Annotated in this window: 24 protein-coding genes; 13 read left to right on the plus strand and 11 right to left on the minus strand. The window is 62.0% G+C overall.

The features are described from left to right. Nucleotides 1–81 precede the first annotated feature (81 nt). On the plus strand, nt 82–1,233 hold the full coding sequence (locus METRZ18153_RS0105900) for a ribonucleotide-diphosphate reductase subunit beta (RefSeq protein WP_020163847.1): 1,152 nt from the start codon (nt 82–84) through the stop codon (nt 1,231–1,233). Nucleotides 1,234–2,189: 956 nt separating this feature from the next. Here the strand turns inward: METRZ18153_RS0105900 and METRZ18153_RS21210 are convergent. After that, nucleotides 2,190–2,783 (minus strand): helix-turn-helix transcriptional regulator, encoded by a 594-nt coding sequence (locus METRZ18153_RS21210; RefSeq protein WP_081629061.1) that lies wholly within the window; start codon nt 2,781–2,783, stop codon nt 2,190–2,192. Between the two features lie 90 nt (nt 2,784–2,873). On the opposite strand from METRZ18153_RS21210, the gene METRZ18153_RS19975 reads away from it, so the two are divergent. Then, nucleotides 2,874–4,355 carry an MFS transporter gene (locus METRZ18153_RS19975; RefSeq protein ID WP_232415976.1) on the plus strand — a complete coding sequence of 494 codons (1,482 nt, stop codon included), beginning with the start codon at nt 2,874–2,876 and terminating at the stop codon, nt 4,353–4,355. A 170-nt stretch (nt 4,356–4,525) separates the two neighbouring features. Here METRZ18153_RS19975 and METRZ18153_RS20810 read toward each other — a convergent pair whose 3' ends face one another. The 4 genes from METRZ18153_RS20810 to METRZ18153_RS19980 all read right to left on the minus strand — a co-directional run bounded on the left by METRZ18153_RS20810 (nt 4,526) and on the right by METRZ18153_RS19980 (nt 7,309). After that, the gene (locus METRZ18153_RS20810; protein ID WP_157257200.1) at nt 4,526–5,332 is read right to left on the minus strand and encodes a hypothetical protein; all 807 of its coding nucleotides are present in this window, start codon (nt 5,330–5,332) and stop codon (nt 4,526–4,528) included. 66 nt (nt 5,333–5,398) lie between these two features. Next, nucleotides 5,399–6,052, minus strand: coding sequence for an AraC family transcriptional regulator (locus METRZ18153_RS20495; RefSeq protein ID WP_157257202.1), 654 nt, complete (start codon nt 6,050–6,052; stop codon nt 5,399–5,401). Nucleotides 6,053–6,314: 262 nt separating this feature from the next. Next, the gene (locus METRZ18153_RS21265) at nt 6,315–6,713 is read right to left on the minus strand and encodes a c-type cytochrome (RefSeq protein WP_157257203.1); all 399 of its coding nucleotides are present in this window, start codon (nt 6,711–6,713) and stop codon (nt 6,315–6,317) included. Further along, the gene (locus METRZ18153_RS19980; protein ID WP_157257204.1) at nt 6,710–7,309 is read right to left on the minus strand and encodes a VOC family protein; all 600 of its coding nucleotides are present in this window, start codon (nt 7,307–7,309) and stop codon (nt 6,710–6,712) included. The genes METRZ18153_RS21265 and METRZ18153_RS19980 overlap by 4 nt, the downstream gene beginning before the upstream one ends. Nucleotides 7,310–7,654: 345 nt before the next feature. On the opposite strand from METRZ18153_RS19980, the gene METRZ18153_RS0105920 reads away from it, so the two are divergent. The 5 genes from METRZ18153_RS0105920 (at nt 7,655) to METRZ18153_RS0105935 (ending at nt 9,861) form a co-directional block, all read left to right on the plus strand. Next, nucleotides 7,655–8,203, plus strand: coding sequence for a DUF2165 family protein (locus METRZ18153_RS0105920; RefSeq protein ID WP_020163851.1), 549 nt, complete (start codon nt 7,655–7,657; stop codon nt 8,201–8,203). Between the two features lie 17 nt (nt 8,204–8,220). Beyond that, nucleotides 8,221–8,325: a hypothetical protein gene (locus METRZ18153_RS21270; RefSeq protein WP_415857701.1), complete on the plus strand. Its 105-nt coding sequence runs from the start codon at nt 8,221–8,223 to the stop codon at nt 8,323–8,325. Nucleotides 8,326–8,496: 171 nt separating this feature from the next. Continuing rightward, nucleotides 8,497–8,778: a CopG family ribbon-helix-helix protein gene (locus METRZ18153_RS0105925; RefSeq protein WP_020163852.1), complete on the plus strand. Its 282-nt coding sequence runs from the start codon at nt 8,497–8,499 to the stop codon at nt 8,776–8,778. A 30-nt stretch (nt 8,779–8,808) separates the two neighbouring features. Next, nucleotides 8,809–9,093 carry a type II toxin-antitoxin system RelE/ParE family toxin gene (locus METRZ18153_RS0105930; protein WP_020163853.1) on the plus strand — a complete coding sequence of 95 codons (285 nt, stop codon included), beginning with the start codon at nt 8,809–8,811 and terminating at the stop codon, nt 9,091–9,093. Nucleotides 9,094–9,207: 114 nt separating this feature from the next. Beyond that, nucleotides 9,208–9,861, plus strand: coding sequence for a laminin B domain-containing protein (locus METRZ18153_RS0105935; RefSeq protein WP_020163854.1), 654 nt, complete (start codon nt 9,208–9,210; stop codon nt 9,859–9,861). Between the two features lie 186 nt (nt 9,862–10,047). Here METRZ18153_RS0105935 and METRZ18153_RS0105940 read toward each other — a convergent pair whose 3' ends face one another. From METRZ18153_RS0105940 to METRZ18153_RS0105960, 5 genes are all read right to left on the minus strand, one after another. Then, entirely contained in the window at nt 10,048–11,493 is a 1,446-nt protein-coding gene (locus METRZ18153_RS0105940; RefSeq protein ID WP_029143579.1) for an MFS transporter, read from the minus strand. A 79-nt stretch (nt 11,494–11,572) separates the two neighbouring features. Next, nucleotides 11,573–12,379, minus strand: coding sequence for an oxidoreductase (locus METRZ18153_RS0105945; protein ID WP_020163856.1), 807 nt, complete (start codon nt 12,377–12,379; stop codon nt 11,573–11,575). A gap of 47 nt (nt 12,380–12,426) precedes the next feature. Next, nucleotides 12,427–15,552, minus strand: coding sequence for an efflux RND transporter permease subunit (locus METRZ18153_RS0105950; protein ID WP_020163857.1), 3,126 nt, complete (start codon nt 15,550–15,552; stop codon nt 12,427–12,429). After that, entirely contained in the window at nt 15,549–16,703 is a 1,155-nt protein-coding gene (locus tag METRZ18153_RS19985; protein ID WP_020163858.1) for an efflux RND transporter periplasmic adaptor subunit, read from the minus strand. The genes METRZ18153_RS0105950 and METRZ18153_RS19985 overlap by 4 nt, the downstream gene beginning before the upstream one ends. An 83-nt stretch (nt 16,704–16,786) precedes the next feature. Beyond that, complete coding sequence (locus METRZ18153_RS0105960; RefSeq protein WP_029143581.1) at nt 16,787–17,404, minus strand: TetR/AcrR family transcriptional regulator; 618 nt, start codon at nt 17,402–17,404, stop codon at nt 16,787–16,789. A 92-nt stretch (nt 17,405–17,496) separates the two neighbouring features. On the opposite strand from METRZ18153_RS0105960, the gene METRZ18153_RS0105965 reads away from it, so the two are divergent. Next, entirely contained in the window at nt 17,497–18,960 is a 1,464-nt protein-coding gene (locus METRZ18153_RS0105965) for an efflux transporter outer membrane subunit (protein WP_029143582.1), read from the plus strand. Between the two features lie 103 nt (nt 18,961–19,063). On the opposite strand, the gene METRZ18153_RS0105970 is transcribed toward METRZ18153_RS0105965, so the two are convergent. After that, nucleotides 19,064–20,074 carry a GlxA family transcriptional regulator gene (locus METRZ18153_RS0105970; RefSeq protein ID WP_232415977.1) on the minus strand — a complete coding sequence of 337 codons (1,011 nt, stop codon included), beginning with the start codon at nt 20,072–20,074 and terminating at the stop codon, nt 19,064–19,066. 142 nt (nt 20,075–20,216) lie between these two features. On the opposite strand from METRZ18153_RS0105970, the gene METRZ18153_RS0105975 reads away from it, so the two are divergent. From METRZ18153_RS0105975 to METRZ18153_RS0105995, 5 genes are read left to right on the plus strand one after another with little or no spacing between them, the layout of a single operon-like run. Next, the gene (locus METRZ18153_RS0105975; RefSeq protein WP_020163862.1) at nt 20,217–21,083 is read left to right on the plus strand and encodes a CmcJ/NvfI family oxidoreductase; all 867 of its coding nucleotides are present in this window, start codon (nt 20,217–20,219) and stop codon (nt 21,081–21,083) included. Nucleotides 21,084–21,091: 8 nt separating this feature from the next. Continuing rightward, complete coding sequence (locus tag METRZ18153_RS0105980; protein ID WP_020163863.1) at nt 21,092–21,694, plus strand: 2-hydroxychromene-2-carboxylate isomerase; 603 nt, start codon at nt 21,092–21,094, stop codon at nt 21,692–21,694. Next, complete coding sequence (locus tag METRZ18153_RS0105985) at nt 21,672–22,112, plus strand: PaaI family thioesterase (RefSeq protein ID WP_020163864.1); 441 nt, start codon at nt 21,672–21,674, stop codon at nt 22,110–22,112. Before METRZ18153_RS0105980 ends, METRZ18153_RS0105985 begins: the two co-directional genes overlap by 23 nt. Next, nucleotides 22,109–22,450: an antibiotic biosynthesis monooxygenase family protein gene (locus METRZ18153_RS0105990; protein WP_020163865.1), complete on the plus strand. Its 342-nt coding sequence runs from the start codon at nt 22,109–22,111 to the stop codon at nt 22,448–22,450. Before METRZ18153_RS0105985 ends, METRZ18153_RS0105990 begins: the two co-directional genes overlap by 4 nt. Before the next feature lie 44 nt (nt 22,451–22,494). Continuing rightward, nucleotides 22,495–22,974 (plus strand): cupin domain-containing protein, encoded by a 480-nt coding sequence (locus METRZ18153_RS0105995; protein ID WP_020163866.1) that lies wholly within the window; start codon nt 22,495–22,497, stop codon nt 22,972–22,974. The last annotated feature ends 111 nt before the right edge of the window (nt 22,975–23,085 follow it).

Here is a 23,085-nt window from a genome sequence, read left to right on the forward strand (position 1 = left end):
GGAGCGTGCTCCGCGCATCGCCCCACCTGACTAAAGCAATACCCGGCGCGCCGCGCGCGCCGACTGAAGGAGAGAACAACAATGCTGAGTTTCGAAGACGACCTGCCGATGACCGCAACGCAACCCGGCCTGGCGCTGCGCACTCCGATGCCTGACTCGCGCGAACTGCCGATGTCGCCGCCGGCCACGCCGGCCGCCCAGGGTGACGCGCGCATGCGCCGCATCCGCGCCGAAGACAAGCGCGTCATCAACGGCGGCACCGACGTGAACCAGCTCGTGCCCTTCAAGTACAAGTGGGCCTGGGAAAAGTACCTCGCCGGCTGCGCCAACCACTGGATGCCGCAGGAAGTGAACATGCAGCGCGACATCGAACTGTGGAAGTCGCCGAACGGCCTGACCGACGACGAACGCCGTCTGGTCAAGCGCAACCTCGGCTTCTTCGTCACCGCCGATTCGCTGGCCGCCAACAACATCGTGCTCGGCACCTACCGCCACATCACCGCGCCCGAGTGCCGCCAGTACCTGCTGCGCCAAGCCTTCGAAGAGGCCATCCACACCCACGCCTACCAGTACATCGTCGAGTCGCTGGGCCTGGACGAAGGCGAGGTGTTCAACGCCTATCACGAAGTGCAGTCCATCCGTGACAAGGACGAGTTCCTCATCCCCTTCATCGACGTGCTGACCGACCCGGCCTTCAAGACCGGCACGCCCGAAGCCGACCAGCAACTGCTGAAGAGCCTCATCGTGTTTGCCTGCCTGATGGAAGGCCTGTTCTTCTACGTCGGCTTCGTGCAGATCCTCGCCCTCGGTCGCCAGAACAAGATGACCGGCGCCGCCGAGCAGTACCAGTACATCCTGCGCGACGAGTCCATGCACTGCAATTTCGGCATCGACCTGATCAACCAGATCAAGCTCGAAAACCCGCACCTCTGGACCCCGGAATTCCGCGAAGAGTTGAAGGCGCTGTTCCGCAAGGCCGTCGAGCTGGAATACCGCTACGCCGAAGACACCATGCCGCGCGGCGTGCTCGGCCTGAACTCCAACATGTTCAAGGAATACCTGCGCTTCATCGCCAACCGCCGCGCCCAGCAGATCGGTCTGGATGTGCTGTACCCGGGCGCCGAGAACCCCTTCCCGTGGATGAGCGAAATGATCGACCTGAAGAAGGAACGCAACTTCTTCGAAACCCGGGTGATCGAGTATCAGACGGGTGGGGCGTTGAGTTGGGATTGATGGATGGTCGTAGATTCTCATTAGAGACGATAACGTCTCATTCGCGACAGTAACGCACGCCTCAGGGCGCCCTCGGGCGCCCTTTTTCTTGTTCATGTTGGATTGGAGAGCGGTCTGGTGCGCGCGAGTGTTGCGTGCTCTCGGCCCCAAAAGACCTTGCTGTCCTCTCTCTTACGCATCCGAGACAAACAATCTCTCGTTAGAGAGGAGAGTAGTAGGTCTCTCCCGGCCTGCACGACTTGTGATCTCGACTATATGCAGCCCATTGAAACTGACTTTACCCTGGGCCGCTTAATGATTGGGACAGGAGTGGGGTCAAATTAATGACAAGAGTGGCGGTGCACGAGGTTGTCCAGCGGGTAGAGATGAGCGATGCCGCGCAGAAGTGCATACGTCGCCTCGGCGCATGAACTTGGGGCTTCGCGCTCTCGGAGGAGAATGCGTGTTTGGCACTGTTCACTACCATCCGGTACTGGGCCGCTTCGTTAGCCGGGATCTGTAGCCCTTGATCGAGGGGTCAAGCTCAAGAAGCAGGCACATGTCTGCTGCAAGCCGGCCCCCAACAGGGATCACTCGCTGGTTCTTCTCGGAGGGGAACTGGACGATGTGGGCGCCAGGCAGGCCACGGCCAATCTTTCGGGACGGAGTGGTCGACGTTGACTTGTGCGCGGCGTTCGAGAGCCTGTCTGAATTAGCAGGATGAGAATTATGCCTTTCCAATATTAAGGAAACGCATTGACGACCTTGAGCGCCCGTCGTTTGAGGCATCCGCTCGAAGGAGACTGTCCAATTCGGGGCTGTTCAGCTGGCTACTACTCTTGTCGGAAGCGTTTGCCCGCCACGCCTCTGTCCGAGTTACCTGGCGTCAGAGGCTTGGACTTGCCCCGACAACCGTGCGATCAACAATATCTGTTTCGCCCTTCTTGCCGTCTCGAAACACCTGAGTGCATCGCTGCTTACTTTGGACTGATCCGATAGACGCAACGGTGGCCGCCTGCTTGAAGGTGCTCAATGCGCCGAATGAATGCTGACGGTCCAAGTACCTCCTGAAAGACTTGTAACTCCGAACTGCAAAACCCCTGACAGGCACTTGCGGCGGCGCAAATGGGGCAATGGTCTTCGATAAGCAGAAGATCTTGGCCGTCAGTCTCTACTCTGGCCATATACCCTTCAGCTGTTCGAGCCTCTGCGAGCCGGTGCAGGCGCGTTTTGGTGTCCGTAGCTTCACCGCAGGCGCGCCTGTACTCACGCAGACTTTCCTCGTCGCGACGTGCCAAGAGCAGCTCTAGGCCATCGTCACCGAAGGCCACTCGAACACTGGAGAGTAGTTGCACAGCTAGTTGCGAGTGGGCGTCAGGAAAACGGCTGAAGCCGGCGGCAGTTAGCGCCCAAACTTGCCTAGGACGGCCGGCTGAAGCCCTGCACTCTGGCCGACCATCAATTAAACCTTCTGAAACAAGCTTTTGGACCTGCTGGCGGGCCGCTTCTGGCGTGATCCCAAGTTGTCTCGCGAGCGAGGCCGTGGAGGCCGGCCCCTTCGTCTTGATCATGAAAAGTATGCGGTCACCCGCCTTTGAAGAAGAAATATCCAAGTAAATCCTTGCTAAATTAAACGGCGCTGCTAATATGCAAGAAATAACTTGCTTATCGTACAGGAAGCCGAACAAGTGACCTCACGCAATCCGACGACGCCAGCAAGTGCAACATGGCGTGGACTCTTCTGTAAGGGATCTGCATCGAAGACCATCGTTCTTGCTGCTGGCGTGGCTCTGCATGCAGTCAATGTTTATATTGTTACAACGATCCTTCCATCGGTCGTCAAGGACATCGGGGGCCTCCCATACTACGCTTGGAACACGACGCTATTCGTTGTTGCAGCGATCATTGGATCGGCAATAGCGGCTGAACTTGAGCTGCGATCCGGACCTAAGGCGTCTTACTGGCTTGCGCTCGGCGCCTTCTCCGTGGGGTCGGCGATCTGCGCGCTCGCTCCGCTCATGGCCTGGCTGCTGATCGGACGCTTCATCCAGGGCCTCGGTGGCGGCCTCCTGTTCGCTCTGAGCTACTCGCTGATTCGCACGTTGTTTCCACCTTCACTATGGACGCGCGCTATGGCGCTTGTATCGGGAATGTGGGGCGGTGCGACATTGTGCGGTCCTGCCATTGGAGGAGTCCTGGCGCAGGTCGGAAGTTGGCGGCACGCGTTTTGGGTGCTTCTGCCTGCCTGCGCTCTTCTTGCGATCTTAGCGGGCAATTGCTTACCGAAAGGAGCGGCTGAAGTGCGTAGGAAACAAGGGTTTCCGCTTGTTCAGTTAATGACATTAGTCACGTCTGTCGGACTCATAAGTGTCGCAGGTGTCATTGAACAAACATCTTGGAAAATTCCAATTCTCGTGTGTGGCATGTTGCTTATCGTACCGTTGCCGAAAATGGATAAACGCCCGGCGCAAAGACTGCTACCAGAGGGCGCTTATACGATGAACCGTGCGCTTGGTCAGATATATATGTGCATAGCTCTGCTCATGATCGCGCTGAGCGCCGAAATCTTCGTTCCTTACTTTCTGCAATCCATCCAAGGGCACTCGGCCTTATTGTCAGGTTATCTGACAGCAAGCATGGCGGCAGGCTGGACAATCGCTTCATTAATCAGCTCTTCCGCAAACGAAATATGGGCCAAGCGAGCTGTGCGAACAGGGCCTCTCATTGTTACAGCTGCTTCAATCTCTCTCGCCGTTCTACTGCCGAAGGAGTCGGCTGCGTTTGGTTACGACTTCTGGATCACATGCCTTGCGTTGCTCGCCACAGGATTTGGAGTGGGAATGGGATGGCCTCATCTTCTTGCGCGAATCCTTGACGAAGCACCGGCCGGACAAGAAAATCTCGCTGCTGCGTCAATTACAACAGTGCAGCTATACGCGACTGCTTTAGGCGCGGCGATTGCTGGATTAATTGCGAACGCTGCCGGTTTGGCTGACCCTGGCGGTAAGGAGGGCGCAACGTTGGCCGCCTTCTGGCTGTTTCTATTGCTTTCGTTGCCCGCACTTGTTGCGGGGTGGATAGCGAATAAACTGTCTCGCCGGCCTATTCACATTGAGGCGGCGATGAAGGAACACGGCGCTTAACTCGTCGAGGAAGAGAAGCGCGAGCGTATGGGGCGTCACACTCCCTGCTGTAGAGAAGTAAGTTGAGGGGACGCCTTAGGCAAGGAGCGGGGACTAAATTTCTGTTTGGTTAATAAACAACCTTTCCCGATCCAATGAATCGGGAAAGGTTGAAAAGACTTTAGCAGGTACTAGAGGTTCAATTGGAGCATTAACTGCGGATGGCTTTCGTCGGTGGTTGTACCGTATTTGTTGCGATAGTACTGGTACTCAATCCCGCCATAGAGGGATCTTGGTGCGGCGCCGACAAACCGAGAAATATCAAGCAATAGACGCGGCTGTGTCAAGAATTGAGTTTTTGAGCCTTCGAAAGCGGGGCCAATTGCTTTCCAGTACCCCTCGAGTTTTCCTTCAATTCCGCCGAAGGTGAAAGGAATTAGAAAGCAATGTGCGATACGATACGTGTCGCGCGATTGAACTTCGCCGAAGGCATTGCGACTATCATCGAAGTAGCCGGAGAAGGAAATGTTCTGATAGCCTCCTGCGGGAGACGGAAGGGTGAATTCAATTCCAGTCACCCAAGCGCGCGTGTCTGGTCTAAACTCACTGGTCTTTGAGCCCGCCGAGATTCCCGCTAGCCAGCCCACATCCCGAATCCATCCGACTTGCATTGGACGCTTAAGAACTTTGCTCAGACTGAGAGTGTGATACCACTCGCCAAAGAAGTCTGTGGGACCTTCTTTTTGTCCCGATATGGCGCCGATTTCCTCCTTTTCTGATCGTGCAATATCAATATATGCATAATTGCTCCCCAAAGAATAAGCGTTGGCGTACTCAATTGTTACAGTCTGTTTGGCGATTCGTTCGTTGTTGAACGGCTCCTTGTATCTGCTGCTGTACAGATACTGGATATTTAGGTTTGACCACTCCGCTGTATAAGCAAGGCTCGGTGAAGTGATCGTGATGGCAGCTAACGTCAGTTGGTGTAATTTTTTCATTTTCTCCTCCTTGGGGCGAGTTTATCCCTCGCCGATAACCAGCGATTGAAGAAAAACAGAAAGGGATTAAGGGTTTCGCCGGTGGCGATTTGGTGGTGGTAGGCCGGCCAGCTTAAACGCTCGACTCATCGCACCATGGCCTGAAAATCCGGTCATTTCTGCAATGGCGTCGAGCGGCTGGGTGCTCTCCGTAATTAGCGTTCGTGCTTTTGCAATTCGTTGTTGGACAAGGTATTGGTGTGGCGGAATTCCGAATGACTCCTTGAAGGCGCGGACAAAGTAATGTTGGCTAAGACCGGCAAGTCTCGCCATCATTTCTACGGTAATCCGCTTCTCCAAATTGAAGTGTAAGAATTCGATTATTCTTCTCTTGTTTCCAGGCGACAAACCGCCTCGTGATTTTCTAGAAAGGCGTACAGAGCAGCTTGCCATCTCTGCCACTATCATCGGCGCGGCCGCACCGAGATAGTGGTAGGGGTCAACATAGCCGGAAAGCATCCCGTACCAAAGCTGTGTCAACATCGATGCGAGGAACGGATCGCTTAGCTTGTGTTCATGCAGTGTCCCAAAGTCAAGTTCAGGGTAACCAAAGGCCGATGAGAGTTGCAAGATCTCCTCGGTCATAGGCAGACTAACGAGAAGAAAACGATGTGTATGATCGAACTGATAAAATGAGGAGACATTCGGCTTTCGTACGAGTATGTCACCGGGTTCGATCATTGCGGAACGCGGTCCGGAACCCAAGTCAAAAACTGCATTTCCTCGCCCCGAGACTTGCAGCCCTACCCATAACTCAGGCGTTGCTTCGTGCGGATATACACCAGCGGGTTGTGCTGCGAGAACAAGACTTGGCTCGGATTTTCCGTACTCCCTAAAATCCTCTACGAATTTGCAGTAGGCGCTATCGGAGTAGATTCGTATAGCATTCGACTGTGCCCTAGTTCGCGATTCGTGCATCGTCTTCTCCCTCGCTCAAGAACTTCTAGTTTTTTACCCGGGGGTTTGCCAACTCTTCAATATAGCCAACAAGAGCCGACCGTACCTCTCGGTCCTCGAGGGTGACGACCATTGTGGTACCCGGGACGAGTGCTGGGGGGTTCATTAGATAGGCATCCAGACTCTTGCTGTCCCATATAATCCCTGATTCCCGCAGAGCCGCGGAGCCTGTAGGTGAGCCCGCTTTTCTTCCAATCAGGCCAGCCAAACTCGGTCCAACTTTTGTTACGTTGGGCTCGATAGAGTGGCAGCCCATACAGATGGCCTTGTACGCTCGTTGTCCCAAAGTGCCTGTGGATGGTGTTGCCTGCGCATAGGCGTTACTCTCAACGCCTAATGCAACGATCAACGAGGCAAATGCGCCAGCTACACGTATTGTCTTCACTTGTAGTACCTCGCGTAGGGGGTCTTTGAGCAATCATCACCTTTTAGGTAGTTGTTGTATTCAGCGGGATCAAGATCACCTGCTTTGGGAATCATAATGAAGCGGAAGCCGTCAGGATCCTTAAAGCTTATGCTGCAGTAGCTGTCCCACCATGGGTTATGGGCCTTTACGGGCTTGTATCCGAGTTTAATGAGTCTGTCGGAGATCTTCTCGATCTCCTTCCAGTTGGGTGCGTAAAAGACGAAGTTCGTGTCGTCGTTTCCTACTTGGCCGGGGCTTCCCTTTGTCTCGGTAGTAAACTCAAGGTTCAAAGCCTCGGGGTGCAGTCCAAGCGCCTCTCCAACACCGAGAATGACACCGGAGAACCCTTCGTGTTCTTCAAATGACTGAATCACGGGGAAGCCAACGCCTTCGCTGTAGAATCGAGTGTTCTCCTTTAACTTGTCGGTAGGACGCCCTATTCGAATTACGGAGACTCCCCATTTGTACATTACCGGATTCGCAGTGTTTACACCTTTCGGCTTTTCTACGGCATGCGCTTGCGTCATCGCTGCACACGAGATTGCAATTGCGGCGGCAATACTCAGTTGTTTCACTTTTATCTCCTCGTTATCTTCACGTCCCGTGGGTCAGGGACACCTTGAGCTTAGCCATTGCGAGTGCATGTAGCGAGGCGTAGGTCGAGGTGTCGTGTGGGCGAAGCCGTCATTTATGATCAATTTATGATCACTAGGGCAACTTTTGCTATATCGATGTTCGCATAGGTAGGCATTATCACAACGCAGGTCGATATGGCTTCCTTAAGCCTGCGTTGAGCACTTCCAAGACTTTTCGTATTGCCGCTCCGTTCGTTGCTTTGGAAAGGTTCTAGTCGAGGGGTGAATGCGCTTCTTTGGGGTGATGCTACTGGCGTTTAGTGCATGGAAATGAGAGTGAGTTGAATGATGGATCTCGATCGGTTGCGCGACCTTTTTGTCGCAGTAAATTTATTTGGGTATGCGCTATGGATGTCGGTGGCGTCGCTTAACAATGTAATTGGTTGGAGTGGCTCGTTAGATGCGATACGTCGATTGTTTTCTATGGAGGCCTTGTTTGAGCGGCCTTCGGTCTTGACGCCGCTTTTATCGAGGCGGCAGTTGCATCCTCGCGTGCATATCTTTGTCCTTGTTTATACCTTCACGTTGCAGTTCTCTGGCGCGACGCTTCTTTGGATTTCCTTCTTTGCTCGGTTGTTCGTTAATGGGGAGGGGCAATGGGAGGGGTTTGCACTTGTGGGGTTGTTAGTTTGCGCTATTTGCTGGGTCTCTATGCTGGTCGGCGGTTTGTGGTTTGCGTACTGGATTCGTCAAGAGGGTCTTCAGATTGCGCAACTTTGTCTGTTGATTTGGACGATTGTGTTGTTCCTCTGCTTAGGGTGTGCTAGACAGACACAGAATGTCATGGTTGGTCCCTTTCATGAGTGTCCTGCGGAAAGTCAGATCTACTCGTAATGATGAAGGTTGCCTTAATGGGTTACTCCTTGCGGAGCCTGCCGTACGATATCGATGCTCTTTCACCATTTATGACCGCGCGAGCGATTTCAATTCATTATGCTCGGCATCGTCATTCTTAGATAAACGGGGGCAGCCCGTTCCTAGTGCCACAAGGATTTCAAGAACGTATTTGGTCCTGATGCTGGCGCTTATTAGCAACAGGCACGCGAAATGCGCCTCGTGTTGCACTGCGGGCGTCGGGACGGTCTGGCCGGTGCTACCATGGTGCTACCCATATTCAGGAGGCTGCGATGACCGCTACGACCACGCTGAAACTTCCGGACGAACTGAAGGCGCGCATCGCTGCGGTGGCGCAGCAGTCCGGCAAAAGTGCGCACGCTTTCATGGTCGAGGCGCTGGAACTGCAGACCGAACTGGCCGAACGTCGCACAGCCTTCGTGACCGATGCGCTGCTGGCGCGCGAAGAGGTTGCGCGTTACGGATTGGTGGTGGATGCCGACGAGGTGTTCGATTACCTGAAGGCGCGCGCCGAAGGAAGAGGCGCCCGCAAGCCCGATCCGTCGTCGATCTAAGCAGCGGGCCTCATTGTGACTACCCGTGTAGTGCTGGCGCCGCGCGCGCTGGCAGATCTGGAACGTCTGACCGATTTCCTGCTGCAGGCAGATGCGCCTGCAACTGCTGCCGAGACGCTGCCCATCCTGCAATCCGGCTTCGCGGTGCTGCGCGAGCATCCTTTGATCGGACGCAAGGTCGAGCACGACCTCCGGGAGTTGGTCATTTCACGCGGCCGAACCGGTTACGTGGCCCTGTATGACTACGACGCCGGTCGCGATGTCGTCATCGTGCTTGCCGTACGGCATCAGCGGGAGGGTGGGTACGGCGCTTGAACCCTGCGCGGTGACCTCCAATGGCGACGCTTGCAGTCCCGACCCCCTCAGGATCACCATGTTGGCGGGTTGAATACGTTCCCGGATCTGCTTGACCATTGGAGGCTCACGACAATGAAAGGCACCAGACTTCGTATTTCCGCGCCGGCATTTCTTTTCGCTGTTTCACTCCCGACGCTGGCGGCCACCAGCACCTTCGACACGGATGCCGAAGGCTGGAGCGCCCAGGGTGACATCGAGGGGCCGCTGACCTGGAGTGCCACCGGCGGCAATCCAGGCGGCAATGTGTTCATCGACGACCTGACCACCGGCGGCGTCACCTACTTCGTCGCGCCCTCGCTGTTCCTCGGCAACTTCGCCGGCGCCTTCGGCTCGCAGCTGACCTTTGACCTGATGCAGCGCTATCCGGGCGGGCCGAATCAGTTCGACGCGGAGGACGTGATCCTGTCGGGCGGCGGCCTCACCGTCGTGTATGACACGGCGAACAATCCGGTCAACAACGGCTGGACGTCGTATTCGGTTCCGCTGTCGGCGGCCGGCTGGCGACTGAACACCCTGTCGGGCATCGCGCCGACGGAGGAGCAGTTTCTTGCCGTACTGTCGAACCTGAGTTCGCTGAGAATTCGGGCGGAATATCAGACGGGGGCCGACGTCGGTTATCTGGACAACGTCGCCCTCGTGCCAGAGCCGACCACCGTCTTGATGCTGCTGTCCGGCATCGGCTGCGTCGCGTTCGCTGCACGCCGGAAGCGGCGCGCGGTGGATTGAGGCGAGGACGCGTTTCGAGCCTTCATGCGACGTGGGCGGAACTGTCCCCCGCCGATCCTTCGGCGCGGGCGGCCGGTTATGAAATGCGTGCTCGCAGTGCCCGTTCGTCGGCCTGGATCGCCGCCTTGCGCGGTTACGCCGCAGTCGATGAATGCCGTTGCAGGAAGGGTCTGGCTCGGGACCTGCTCATTTTTCTGCGAAGGCTGTGGGCGCGGTGTTGACGGGCAGGCACAGCGCCGCGGTCAGCAGTGCAAGGCTCATGTGGCATAGATAGACAGCATCGAAATCGCCACGATGCAGCGTTGCACCGCCCAGCAGCAGCACGGTGAGGGCGACACCCATGACCGAGCCGATTTGCCGTATCGCCTGGTTGACCGCGCTGCCGACGGCGTAGTGGGCGGGCGGCAGACGGCTGACCGCGGCGCCTGACAGTGAAGGCAGGACCATGCCCACGCCAGTACCGCTCAACAACATGCCCGGCAGCCAATGCGTCAGATATGCGGGCTCGATACCGGGCACCAGCAGGAACCACAGCGCGCTGGCCGCGTAGATCAGACAACCCGCGATCAGCACGGGGCGGTGACCGTGCCGACCGGCCAGGCGACCCGACAGCGCCGCCACCGGAACCACCAGCAGCGGCCCGGGTGCCATCGCCAGGCCGGCCAGTGGGAGCGGATAGCGCCAGATCGAATTCATGTAGAAGAAGAATGCGAAGAACATCATCGAGAACGCGGTGCCGAAGCTCAGCGTTGCGAGATTGACGTAGCGGTATGTGGGGTTGCGAAACAGCTTGAGGTCCACCAGCGGCGCCTCCGCAAACCGCGCCCAGGCGACGAATCCGAGGATGCTCGCCATGCCGGCGCCGGCCGTCGCCAGCAGTTCATGACGTGACCAGGCAGGCGAGTCGGCCTGCACGATGGACAGCGCCAGCGCGCCGATGCCGACGACCAGCACGCTCATTCCCACCAGATCGAGCGGACGTCCCCGTGTCGGCTGCTTTGCTTCGGTCAGCAGCGTTGCACCACGCCAGATGGCCAGGATGCCCAAAGGCACGTTCAGGTAGAAAGCCCATTGCCAGCCGAACGAAGCCACCACGAACGCCCCCAGGCTGGGGCCCACCGCCGCGGCCAGTCCGCCGACCGCGCCCCACAGACTGACGGCCACAGCGCGCTTGTCTGTCGGGAACGCTGCCAGTACGAGCGAGAGCGAGGCCGGCGTCAGCATCGCAGCACCGAGAGCCTGCAGCACTCTTGCCGCGACCAGCCACTCCACGCTGACCGCCAGGCCACAGGCGGCGGATGCCGCCAGAAACAGCGCAACACCGACGAGAAACACCCGCTTGCGCCCGTGTCGGTCTGCCAATCCGCCGGACGGGATCAGCATTGCGGCATAGACCACCGTGTAGGCATTGAGCACCCACGAAAGGTCTGCCGCAGTGGCGTCGGGAAAGCCGGCCCGCAAGGCGCTGAAGGCCGCGAACAGCATGGTGCCGTCCATGGAGACAAGAAACACCGCCAGGCTGGCCACCCAGAACACCGGCCATGGAGAGGCGGTGTTGGGGGGCGAGCCGGGGAGTGCCGCTGCCGCGATGGCAGGCGACGGTGTGATCGTCGGGCTTTTCGGGACCGTCATGGGGCGCTCTCAGTCATGTGGCGATCCCCGATGGCCGTGCGTCTGCAGTTCTTGCACGGGCCGGAAGATCGGGGCCGATTCAGGCGAGCCCGAACGTCTTGCGCAGGCCCTTCTCGACCGGGCCAGCGGGCATGAAGCGGCGCAGCTTGGCCAGCAGCGAGGCTTCGCCTTTCGGGGTGTGGCGCATCTTCCATGCCCCCAGCGCGGCGTCGACGATCACCGCCGCGACCCCGTCGGGCTGGGGCGCCTTCTGGACATTTCTCCGGATGGCCTGCGAAACGGTGCCGAGTTCCTTTTCGTAGTCGGGAATCCTGGACGCTGCCTGCGGCGCGTTGAGATCCAGATTGGTCCGGGTAAAGGAGGGTTCGACAAGCGCCACACGGATGCCGAACTGGCGGACCTCGTGATCCAGCGTTTCGGACAGGCCTTCGACGGCATGCTTGGATGCCGCATAGAGCGCCATGTAAGGCGCCGGCAGGAAGCCCAGCACCGAACTGACATTGACGATGCGACCGGACCCCTGTTTGCGCATGTGGGGCAGCACGGCCTTGATCGTACGCAGCAGGCCGAAGAGGTTGGTGTCGAACAGTGTCTGGGCTTCGGAGATCGACGTCTCCTCCGCTGCGCCCAGCAGGGTCACGCCGGCACTGTTGACCAGCACGTCGATGCGTGCGGCCTGCGTGATGACGGTCCGGATTCCGCGCTCGATCGACGCTTGGTCACGGACGTCCATCTCGATGAGTGAAACGCCGGGTATCGGCGCTGCCTGCGCGGCGTTGCGCACGGTACCGAACACCCGGCAACCCAGCGCGGCCAGCCTGATGGCGGCGGCGCGTCCGATGCCCGATGACACGCCGGTGACGATGACGACTTCGGAGTGCGACATGGCAGTTCCTTTCTCTTTCTATATGAGGCGAGTGGGGTGATGACTGATCAGCTTTGCGCCGGCGCTGGCCTGATCCTGAACCAGATGGAATACATGGCCGGCAGGAACACCAGTGTCAGCACCGTGCCGGCGAAGGTGCCGCCGATCAGGGTGTAGGCGAGCGTTCCCCAGAACACCGACTGGGTGAGCGGAATGAAGGCCAGGATGGCGGCGAGGGCGGTCAGGATGACCGGACGCGCGCGCTGCACGGTGGCTTCCACCACCGCATCGAAGGGGCCCAGCCCCGCCTTCTCGTTGTCGTGGATCTGGCCGATCAGGATGAGCGTGTTGCGCATCAGGATGCCCGCCAGCGCAATCAGGCCGACCAGCGCGTTGATGCCGAAGGGCTGGTTGAACAGCAGCAGGGTGGGCACGACACCGATCAGGCCCAGCGGCGCAGTGGCGAACACCATCGTCATCGCCGAGATCGAGCGGACCTGGAAGATGATGGTGATCAGCGTCAGCGCGATCATGATGGGGAAGACCGGCAGCAAGGCGCTGTTGGCCTTGGCGGATTCCTCGATCGAGCCGGCCAGTTCGATTCGGTAGCCGGCCGGCAGCTTGGCGATGATGGGCTGAAGATCCTGCCAGACGGCGGTGGACACATCCGGCGGCTGCAGGCCCTCGGCGATGTCGCCGCGTACGGTGATGGTCGGCGTGCGGTCGCGGCGACGCAGGATCGGGTCTTCCATCTGGACCTCCACGGCGCCCACCTGCGACAGCGGAATCCGTTCGCCGGTCGCGCCGACCAGCGTGAAATCGCCGATCCGGGCCGGATCGAGCCGGGTGTGCCCGGCCGAACGGGCAGCGACCTGCACCGAACGGATGTCTTCGCGCACCTCGGTAATGGGGATGCCGCTCAACAGGAACTGAAGCTGCTGCGCCACGTCGCTGGAGGTGAGGCCGAGGCTCTGCAGCCGGTCCTGGTCGAGCGAGAAGCGCAGCGTGGGCACGCGCTCTCCCCAGTCGGTATTGACCGTGCGCATCTGCGGCGAAGCCTGCATTACGGCACGCACCTCTGCAGCGATCTCGCGCAGCGTGTCGGCATCCGGCCCCATTACGCGGAAGGCCACCGGGAAGGGCGAGGGCGGGCCGAACACCAGTTGGGTCGCCCGCACGCGCGCCTCCGGCACCAGACCGTCGGCCACCGCCTGCCGCAGCTTCAGCTTGAGTGCTTCGCGCGCAGCCTGGTCGTCGGTCAGGACGACGATCTTCGAGAAGGACGGATCGGGCATCTCCGGCGACATCGCCAGGTAGAAGCGCGGTGCCCCCTGGCCGATGTAGGCGGTCACGATCTTCGCTTCCGGCTGCGCGGCCAGCCACGCCTCGACCTTGGCGACCGCCGCACTCGTCTGCTGGATCGCGGTGCCATAGGGCATCTGTACTTCGATCAGCACCTCGGGCCGGTCCGAAGTCGGAAAGAACTGCTTGTTGACCACGCCCATGCCCAGCACGGCGATGGCGAAGGTGCCGATCACGCTCGCCGCCACCAGCCATTTGCGCTGGATCACCGATCCCAGCAGGCGGCGGAAGCGCTGGTAGTTCGGCGTCGCGTAGATCGCACCGTGCCCGCCCTCGCGCGGCGTGTAATCGGGCAGCAGCTTGACCCCGAGGTAGGGCGTGAACACCACGGCGACGATCCAGGATGCGATCAGGGCAATGCCGACCACCCAGAACATATTGCTGGTGTATTCGCCAGCCGTCGATTTGGCGAAGCCGTTCGGCATGAAGCCGATCGCCGTCACCAGTGTCCCGGACAGCATGGGCGCCGCGGTGTGGCTCCACGCGTAGGCGGCTGCGCGGATGCGGTCGTAGCCTTCCTCCATCTTCACCACCATCATCTCGATGGCGATGATCGCGTCGTCGACCAGAAGACCCAGGGCCAGAATCAGGGAACCCAGGGTGATGCGGTCAAAGTTCTTGCCGGTGGCGGCCATGACGACGAAGACTGCGGCCAGGGTCAGCGGCACTGCGGCCGAGACCACGATGCCGGCACGCCAGCCCATGCTGAGGAAGCCCACCAGCATCACCACGCCGAGCGCGGCAATGAACTTGAGCATGAACTCGTCGACCGCCGAACTGATGTTGACCGACTGGTCCGTGACCTTGGAGAGGCTTATGCCCAGCGGGAGCTCGGCGTTGATCGCAGCGGCTTCCGCCTCCAGCGCGCGGCCAAGATCGAGGCCGTTCCAGCCCTCGCGCATCACGACCTCGAGCAGCAGGGCCGGCTCGCCGTTGTTGCGGATGAGGAAGCTCGCCGGGTCTTCGTAGCCGCGCTTCACTTCGGCGACGTCGCCGAGCTTGAGCGTACGTCCGCGCGCGGCGACGGGCGTGTTGCGGATCGCTTCCAGATCGTCGATCGCTCCGTCCAGCCGGATGAACACCTGCGGTCCCTTGGCTTCGATCGAGCCGGCGGGCGTCATGACGTTGCGCCCGTTCAGCGCCGCGAAGAGGGCTTGCGGGGAGACGCCGAGGGTCGCGAGGCGGTCATGGGAGAACTCGACGAAGATCCGTTCGGCCTGCTCGCCGATGATGTTTACCTTGTTGACGCCGGGTACGTGCAGCAGGCGCTGACGCAGGGTCTCGGCGTCGCGGATCAGGTGCCGGTGCGCAGCCCCGTGCGCCTTCAAGGCGTAGAGCGCGAAGGTCACGTCGGCGTATTCGTCGTTGACCATCGGGCCGATGACGCCACGCGGCAGCGTGAGTGCCTCGTCGCTGAGCTTCTTGCGCGCCTGATAGAACTCTTCGGGTACTTCAGCTGGCGGCGCGCTGTCGAGCAGGTTCAGCGTGGTGAAGGCCAGGCCCGGTCGCGTATAGGTCTCCGCCCGGTCATACCAGCGCAGTTCCTGCAGGCGCTTTTCCAGCGGCTCGGCCACGAGCTCTTCCATTTCCTTCGCGGTGGCCCCGGGCCACGCGGTGACCACGGTCATCTGCTTGATCGTGAAGGCCGGGTCTTCCGCCCGGCCCAGCGTCATGAATGCCACCGCACCAGCAATGAAGATCACGATCATCAAGAACAGGGTGACCGACCGCTCACGTACGGCAAGGGCCGACAGGTTGAAGGCGCTCGTCGAATCAACCGCCTCATGGCGGGAGGGGCGTGCGCCTTCGGTCGAGTGCGTCGGAGCGCTCATTGCCGCTCTCCGCCGGACGTCGCCACACGTGCCGGGTTATTGCTGTCGGCCACGCGCACCTGCTCGCCTTCCTGCAACAGGTGGGCACCGAGCACGACGATGCGATCGCCCGCGGAGACGCCACCGATGACCGCAGCGGTTTCCTCACCGAGGCCGGTCACCTGCACCGCGCGCCAGGTGACCCGGGTTCCTTGTTCTTGGCTTCCCCCTTGGTCCTGGTGTCCGTCTTCCTCGATCACCCATACGCCGGGCCCTTTGCCCGGGTCGAAGATCGCACCGATCGGTACCTGCAGCGTGGGGTCAGAGCGGTTGCGGGAGATCTGGATCGAGACGGTCGAGCCCAGAGGCGCTTCGGCCAGGCGACCCTCCAGCACGTAGCGGGCCTCGAAGGTGCGCGTGAGGGGATTGGCTGCATCCGACAGCTGGCGCAGGCGAGCCGGGCCGGTGAGCCCGCCGCCATAAAGGGTCGCGATTCCTGCGGAACCGACTGCCGGGCGCAAGGTTTCGGGGAGATCGACGACCGCTTCCCGGCGGCCGACATGGGCCACGCGGACGACCACCTGCCCGGCGCCGACCACCTGGCCCGGCTCGACCAGGGTGTCGACCACGACGCCATCCGCGTCGGCGAGCAGAACTGCGTAGCCGGTTTCGTTGCGGGCCATGTCGGCCTGGGCTTTGGCCGCTTCCAGTTCCGCCCGCGCCGCGTCGGCGGCGGACTTGATCTGGTCGTAGGCAGAGGCGGACACCGCCCCCGTCGCGACGAGATCGCGGTATCGCGCTTCGTCGTCCGCGGTCTGGCGCGCCCGCGCCGTGGCAGCGGTAACCGCCTCGTCACGTGCGCGCGTGGCAAGCCGCAAATCGGTGGGGTCGATGCGCATGAGCGGCTGGCCGCGTTTGACGGTCTGGCCGGTGTCGACCAGGCGCTCCACGATCTTGCCCGGAACGCGGAAACCCAGATCGCTCTGCACCCGCGCCGCAACGACACCGGTGAAGGACCGGTCAGCCTGTGTGGCGACCTCGATTGCCCCGACCCGTACCAGGGGAATCTGGGTGCGCGGGTCGATCGAAGACGTGGCTTCGCCGCACGCGGCCAGAGCCAAAGGCAGCAGACCGACGACGGCGAGGAAGGAAATAGTGCGGCGCTGAACCATGGCGACCTCCGGGAACGAAGGCCTCCATCTTCATTCGAGTGACTAATATTGTCAATAGTCACTCATCGCATTTGTTCAGCGCTCTACGGTGCCAAGCTGCGCAGCACCAGATTGGAAAGCTGCGTCGGTGCCTCGTCGGCCACATCCAGGTTGTACTGGAGCAACAGCGGATTGACGTAGGGCTGCATGACCAGATCGATCGCCTGCACCGTCTCGTCGAGCGGGGTCTTGCGCTCGAACTCGCCGCTCTCCCGACCTTCGCGGACGATCTCCGTCAGGATCTGCCGGATGCGCTCGCAGTAGGCGCGTGCAGAAGGCCAGCCCTCGCCGGCGGAATGCGCGGCGATGTCATACAGCTTGCGGTCGTTGAAGAACAGGCCCACGCCCGTCGACACCAAGGCCTTGAACATTCTGCGGAATTTCTCCGTAGGCGTGGGCGCGCTGGCCACCGCTTCCTCGACCGCAAGAATGATGGCGCTCAGAGACTGGGCGCAGATGGCCTCGCCGATCGCCTGCTTGGAGTCGAAGAACTTGTAGATGTAGGCCTTGGAAAAGCCGATTGCCTTGGCCAGATCCGAAACCGTGGTCTTTTCGTAGCCGTAGTGGCTGAAGTGTTCTCCGGCCGCCGCCACGATCTGCTCTCGAACGCTGTGGTCGACGGGGCCGCGCGAGTGGGGTGTAGAAGTGTCGATTTCGCTCATGGAAAAACAATACCGCGTCGATGATGGCTTGACAATGAGTGACCACTACGGATTATAGTCACCGCGTGGACTCAACTTTCCGGGAGACTTTAATGTTCGCCTATCCCCGCTCTCTCGTCCTACTTCTGAGCGCCGGTGTCTTGACGGGCTGCGCCGTGGGTCCTGAGTATCGGCAGCCTGAGATCGCGCTTTCGCCGGTATTCATCGGTCAGGAAGCTGTCGAGCGCCGACAGGTACGGCAGCAGGCGGACCTCACGATCTGGTGGGCCGCCTTCAATGATCCGCAGCTTGAGCGCTTCGTGGCCCTGGCGCAGGAGCAGAACCTGGACATCGCGCAAGCGGCGGCCCGTGTCGCCCAGTCGCGCGCCGGCCTTGGCGCGGCCAACGCCGCACTGCTGCCCTCGGGCCATGTCGCCGCTGAAGCGGCGAGGGCGTACCACTCCGTCGAGACCCCCTTGGGGCAGGTCCTCAACTCTGCGCCCGGTTTCGACCGTTACGGCCGTGCCTACGAGACCAATGTCGCCGCGAGCTGGGAGCTGGACGTGTTCGGTGGTCTGCGCCGCGGACGGGAGGCGGCATGGGCCGAATACCAGGCTTCGGAAGCGGGCGCGGTCGCGACGCGTCTGGCGGTAACGGCACAGACAGCCGACATCTACATCACCATCCGCGGATTGCAGGCCCGTCTGGACGTCGCTCGCCGACAGGTCAGGACGCAGCAGGACCTGCTCGCAACCATCAAACTTTTGCATGGAAAGGGGCTCGCTGCCGAACTTCAAGTGAGGCAGGCCGAGGGTGCGCTTGCCCAGGCTCAGGCCTCGGTGCCGGTGCTTGAGGCGGGTCTGGACGCCGCCATGAATGCTCTGGACGTGATGCTGGGTTCTCCGCCGGGCACGCATCGGGCAGAATTGGCCGCCCCCCGTGATATTCCGGCAGCCCCGCAGATCGCGGCCATGGGGGCGCCGGCCGAACTGCTTCGCCGGCGGCCGGATCTGATCGCGGCCGAACGTCGCCTCGCCGCATCCAGCGCGCGTATTGGCGGCGCTATCGCCGAGTACTACCCGAAACTCTCTCTGAGCGGACTGATAGGCAGCGCGACATCGGTCGCGAGCGGCAATCTGTTCACCAGCGGTGCCGGTCAGGCCGCAGGCGTGCTCGGCCTGCGCTGGCGTCTGTTCGACTTTGGCCGCATCGACGCGCAGATCGATCTGGCGAAGGGGCAGGAAGCGGAACTGCTCTCTGCATATCGGCTTGCTGCCTTACGGGCAACCGAAGACGTCGAGAACGCGTTGTCGTCGTTAGTCAGACGCGAAGAGCAGGCCGCTGTGCTGACTCAAGGCGTGGACTCCTTCGGTCGCGCACGTGACGCCTCGTTTGCGGCGTATCAAAAGGGTGTCGTCAGCCTGATTGAAGTCCTGCAGGCCGACGAGAACCTGTTGCGTGCCTCCGACGCGCGCGTTCAGGCACAAACTGAATCCGTACGCGCAGCAGTCGCTGCCTTCAAGGCGCTGGGTGGCGGTTGGCACGCACGCGAACCGGACGCGCTGGCAGTCAGGTAGTCGCCGGGAGGCTCGCCGCGCCCGGGTCTTCGCTCGTTGTGTCTGCTGACGCGCACAAGCGCGTCACGAAGTGCATCGCCGTCACTCTGACAGGTTGCGTGCATCACCCCGGGTTTTGCGGACGCTCGTCTCCACTGCCCGCCGCACGTGACCGCGACCGCACGCCCCGCGCCGTCACCCCGCGCTCGCGGCGCAGCAGTTTGCGCAGCATCGACGGGTCGGCGTAGCCGACCTGGGCGGCCACCGATTCCAGCGAGGCGTGGCCGGTTTCGAGCAACTGGGTGGCACGCTCGACGCGCAGTTTCTGCACGTACTGGATGGGCGACATGCCGACCGCCGACGCGAAGTGCCGGCTCAGCGTGCGCGGCGTCATGTGCAGCGCGTCGGCCAGCATGGCGAGCGTGACGGGTTCGCCGAGGCGGGTCTGCAGCCAGCGGTCGGCGCGCTGCAGCGTCGGTGTCTGCCGTGCCAGATGCGAGGCGATGGCGTACTGACTTTGCGATACGCGGTGGTCCAGCATCAGGAAGCGCGCGCAACTGCGCGCCAGTTCCTCCGAGCCGTGGCGCGCCACCAGCGCGAGCATCAGGTCGGCCTGGGCCAGCGCGGCGCCGGCGGTGCTGATCGGGCCGTCGCTGACCACCATGCGCGTCATGTCGAGATCGACCTGCGGATAGCGTTCGCGGAACAAGGGCGCCAGCCACCAGCTGGTGGTGGCGACGCGCCGGTCGAGCAGGCCGGCCTGCGCCAGCGCGAAGGTGCTGACGCAGGATGCGGCGACGACGGCGCCCCCTTCCAGCCAGTGGCCCACACGCGCCATCGCCTTCACCACGTCGCGCGTCGCCAGCCATTCTTCCAGCGCTTCGCGATGGGCGCGATTGGCGCCCGGCAGCAGCACCAGATCGGGCGGCGGCAGATCAGCCATGCGCGCGAGCGGGCCGACTTCGAGCCCGGAACCGCTGCGCTCGCGCCGCCGCCCGGTGCCGGCCAGCGTCACCTCGAACAGCGGCGGTCGCTCGGCCTGGAGACACAGGCGGTTGGCGGTGTTCATCACGTCCAGCGTGATGCCCAGGCTGATGTCGAGCACGCCGGGCAGGACCAGTACGATGGTTTTCATGATGTCCATATTAGCCCGATTGATGTCGATCCAGACACTCGATCGGAAGGCTCCTCGACCGCAGCATGGATACCCGGACATCCAAGGCCCCACCTCAACAGTGGCGGCGGGTGTCCGCCCGACGATCACCGAGGAGCCTCACGTGAATACCCCTTACGAACGCTTCCTGCGTGCCGGCACTTCCCGGCTGGCGCACACCACCGGCGGACTGGACTACCTGCACGACAGCGCGGGCGCGCCGTTCAACTACATGTACCCGCCGCCCGACGGCGAGCCGTGGGAGAACTGCAGCTACCGTACGCACGTGGTCGACATCGTCGACGCCCGCCCGGGCGCGCAGCACTTCCTGCTCCATCGTCACGGCTTCGAACTGCGCGAGGCGCCGAGCTGCCTCGATGATGTCGACGACGACGCGCAGATCCGCGCCCGCTACTACCCGGAGGTCGAGGCCATCGCCTGCGAGGCCGCCGGCGGCAGGCGCGCGCTGTGCTTCGATCACCAGATCCGCCGGCGCAGCCGCGACGAACAGCACCTCACCTTCGGCCGGCAGAACGCCCAGGCCTCGGCGGTGGGGCGCGTTCACAACGACTATTCGGAGGCGAGCGGTCTGGCGCGGCTCGGCCTGGTGTTACGCGACGATGGGGCGCAAGCGCGCGTCCGTCGTTATGCCGTGGTGAACGTGTGGCGTCCGCTGATCGAGCCGGTGATTGACGCGCCGCTGGCGCTGTGCGACGCGCGCTCGGTGATGGCGCAGGACCTGGTTGCGGCGGAAATCCGCTATCCCGGCCGCAGCGGCGAAATCTACGTGCTGAAGCACTCGCCGCTGCACCGCTGGCACTACTTCCCGCACATGACGAAGCGCGAGGTGCTGGTGTTCAAGCAGTACGACGCGCAGGCGAGCGGGGTGTCGCGCTTCACGCCGCACGCGGCCTTTCTCGACCCGGCCGCACCGGCCGACGCGCCGCTGCGCGCCAGCATCGAGGCGCGCTGCCTCGTGCTGTTCGACTGAGGCGCGCCATGAACGACCCGGTCATCGAATACTGGTTCGACTTCGCCAGCCCCTACAGTTATCTGAGCACGGCGCACATCGACACGCTGGCCCGGCTGCGCGGCGTGCGCGTGCTGTGGCGCCCGCTGCTGCTCGGCCCGATCTTCCGCGCCGCCGGCTGGCAGGCTTCACCCTTCCTGCAGCAGCCGGCCAAGTTCGCCTGGATGTGGACCGACCTCGCGCGCCAGTGCGCGCGGCACGCGCTGCCCTGGCGCAAGCCGTCGCAGTTTCCGCGCAATGGCGTGCTGCCCGCGCGCGTCGCGCTCGCGCACGCGGACGCGCCGTGGATCGCCACCTTCTGCACCCGCGTGTTCGAACTGAACTTCGTTGATGACGCGGACATCGACGACGTCGATGCGATGCGTCGCCTGCTCGCCGAGCTGGGCCAGCCGGCCGATGCCGTGATCGCGCAGGCACAGTCGCCGGAGGTGAAGCAGGCGCTGCGCGCGCAGACAGAGCAGGCCGCGCAGCGCGGGCTGTTCGGCGCGCCGAGCTTCTTCGTCGGCGATGCGCTGTACTGGGGCAACGAACAGCTGGAGGACGCGCTCGATGCTGCCGCCCAAAGTCGATGAGCACAGCGCCGCACCGGAGGGCTTCATGCCGCGCGTGCTGCGCGGCCCCTTCTTCGGCGGTCGCACGGTGTTCACCGGCGGTGTCCTCACGGATCTGTTCGCGGCACGCATCACAGGCGACGACTGCAACGGGCTTGGCATCACGCACGGCGGTGTCATCGCCACGCTGTCCGACATCTTCCTGGTCGGCTTCGTCGCCGCGCAGTTGCCGGCGCACGCGCGGCTGGTGACCGCCAGTCTGTCGGTCGACTACCTCGGTTCGAGTCGCGCGGGTGACTGGCTGCTTGGCCGCATTCATGCGCACCGCATCGGTCGGCGTCAGTGTGTCGCGTCCGGCGAGTTCCGCGTCGGCGAGCGCACGGTTGCGCTGATCAAGGCGAGCTGCGCCATCCTTGCTGATAGCGGAACGCCGCAATGAGGAATCCCTGCTTTGCCGATACCCCCGAACCGCCTTACTACGTGGTGATCTTCTCGGCGCAGCGCACGCCGGGCGACAACGGCTATGCCGATATGGCCGAGCGCATGGTCGAGCTGGCCGCGCGGCAACCGGGCTTTCTCGGCATCGAGCGCGCCCGCAACCCGGATGGCTTCGGCCTCAATGTGTCCTACTGGGTCAGCGAGGAGGCGATCGCAGCGTGGCGCAATCACGCCGAGCACGCACTCGCGCGACAGACCGGCCGCGAGCGCTGGTACACGCAGTTCTCGCTGCGCGTGGCACGGGTCGAGCGCGCGTACGGGGCGACGCTGCGGAAATGACGTCGCCCATCGTTGTTTCGCCGTTCACGTCACAGGAGTCCGCCATGTCGATACCCCCGCGCCCGATTGCCGTGTGCGCCGCGGACGTAGCCCCGCGCGACCGTCCGTCCGCCTACCCGGAACCGTTCGCGTCGCGCATGCGCGGTCGTACCAAGCACGTGCTGGGTGACCTGTTCGGCCTGCAGAATTTCGGCGTGAACCTGACGCGGCTCGAACCCGGCGCAGTGTCTGCGCTGCGCCACGCGCACAGCCGGCAGGACGAATTCATCTACGTGCTGGAGGGCGAGCCGGCGCTGCACACCGACGAAGGACTGACGCGTCTTTCGCCCGGCATGTGCGCCGGCTTTGCGGCGGGCCGCGACAACGCCCATCGTCTGGTCAATGACACGACCGATGTCGTGGTCTATCTGGAGATCGGCGACCGCAGCAGCGGTGACGAAGCGAGCTACCCGGACGACGACCTGCGGGCGGAACTGATCGACGGGCACTGGGTGTTCAGCCATAAGGACGGGCGACCGTACTGAGGGGGCGACGGGTCGGCACACGGTGCGGTGGGCCTGGGATGGAACGGAATGAACGGGCCGGTATTCGCCATCGGCGTGGCCTGAAGGGGCGCCAGGCTGCCGCCCCTTCAT

It is taken from the genome of Methyloversatilis discipulorum (genome assembly GCF_000385375.1).
GTDB lineage: Bacteria > Pseudomonadota > Gammaproteobacteria > Burkholderiales > Rhodocyclaceae > Methyloversatilis > Methyloversatilis discipulorum_A.

Coding starts and splice junctions, on each gene's coding strand:
- METRZ18153_RS0105900 (WP_020163847.1), top strand. CDS start 82: ATGCTGAGTTTCGAAGACGACCTGCCGATGACCGCAACGCAACCCGGC.
- METRZ18153_RS21210 (WP_081629061.1), bottom strand. CDS start 2,783: ATGATCAAGACGAAGGGGCCGGCCTCCACGGCCTCGCTCGCGAGACAA.
- METRZ18153_RS20810 (WP_157257200.1), bottom strand. CDS start 5,332: ATGAAAAAATTACACCAACTGACGTTAGCTGCCATCACGATCACTTCA.
- METRZ18153_RS20495 (WP_157257202.1), bottom strand. CDS start 6,052: ATGATCGAACCCGGTGACATACTCGTACGAAAGCCGAATGTCTCCTCA.
- METRZ18153_RS0105920 (WP_020163851.1), top strand. CDS start 7,655: ATGATGGATCTCGATCGGTTGCGCGACCTTTTTGTCGCAGTAAATTTA.
- METRZ18153_RS21270 (WP_415857701.1), top strand. CDS start 8,221: ATGGGTTACTCCTTGCGGAGCCTGCCGTACGATATCGATGCTCTTTCA.
- METRZ18153_RS0105925 (WP_020163852.1), top strand. CDS start 8,497: ATGACCGCTACGACCACGCTGAAACTTCCGGACGAACTGAAGGCGCGC.
- METRZ18153_RS0105935 (WP_020163854.1), top strand. CDS start 9,208: ATGAAAGGCACCAGACTTCGTATTTCCGCGCCGGCATTTCTTTTCGCT.
- METRZ18153_RS0105940 (WP_029143579.1), bottom strand. CDS start 11,493: ATGACGGTCCCGAAAAGCCCGACGATCACACCGTCGCCTGCCATCGCG.
- METRZ18153_RS0105945 (WP_020163856.1), bottom strand. CDS start 12,379: ATGTCGCACTCCGAAGTCGTCATCGTCACCGGCGTGTCATCGGGCATC.
- METRZ18153_RS0105950 (WP_020163857.1), bottom strand. CDS start 15,552: ATGAGCGCTCCGACGCACTCGACCGAAGGCGCACGCCCCTCCCGCCAT.
- METRZ18153_RS19985 (WP_020163858.1), bottom strand. CDS start 16,703: ATGGTTCAGCGCCGCACTATTTCCTTCCTCGCCGTCGTCGGTCTGCTG.
- METRZ18153_RS0105960 (WP_029143581.1), bottom strand. CDS start 17,404: ATGAGCGAAATCGACACTTCTACACCCCACTCGCGCGGCCCCGTCGAC.
- METRZ18153_RS0105965 (WP_029143582.1), top strand. CDS start 17,497: ATGTTCGCCTATCCCCGCTCTCTCGTCCTACTTCTGAGCGCCGGTGTC.
- METRZ18153_RS0105970 (WP_232415977.1), bottom strand. CDS start 20,074: ATGAAAACCATCGTACTGGTCCTGCCCGGCGTGCTCGACATCAGCCTG.
- METRZ18153_RS0105980 (WP_020163863.1), top strand. CDS start 21,092: ATGAACGACCCGGTCATCGAATACTGGTTCGACTTCGCCAGCCCCTAC.
- METRZ18153_RS0105985 (WP_020163864.1), top strand. CDS start 21,672: ATGCTGCCGCCCAAAGTCGATGAGCACAGCGCCGCACCGGAGGGCTTC.
- METRZ18153_RS0105990 (WP_020163865.1), top strand. CDS start 22,109: ATGAGGAATCCCTGCTTTGCCGATACCCCCGAACCGCCTTACTACGTG.
- METRZ18153_RS0105995 (WP_020163866.1), top strand. CDS start 22,495: ATGTCGATACCCCCGCGCCCGATTGCCGTGTGCGCCGCGGACGTAGCC.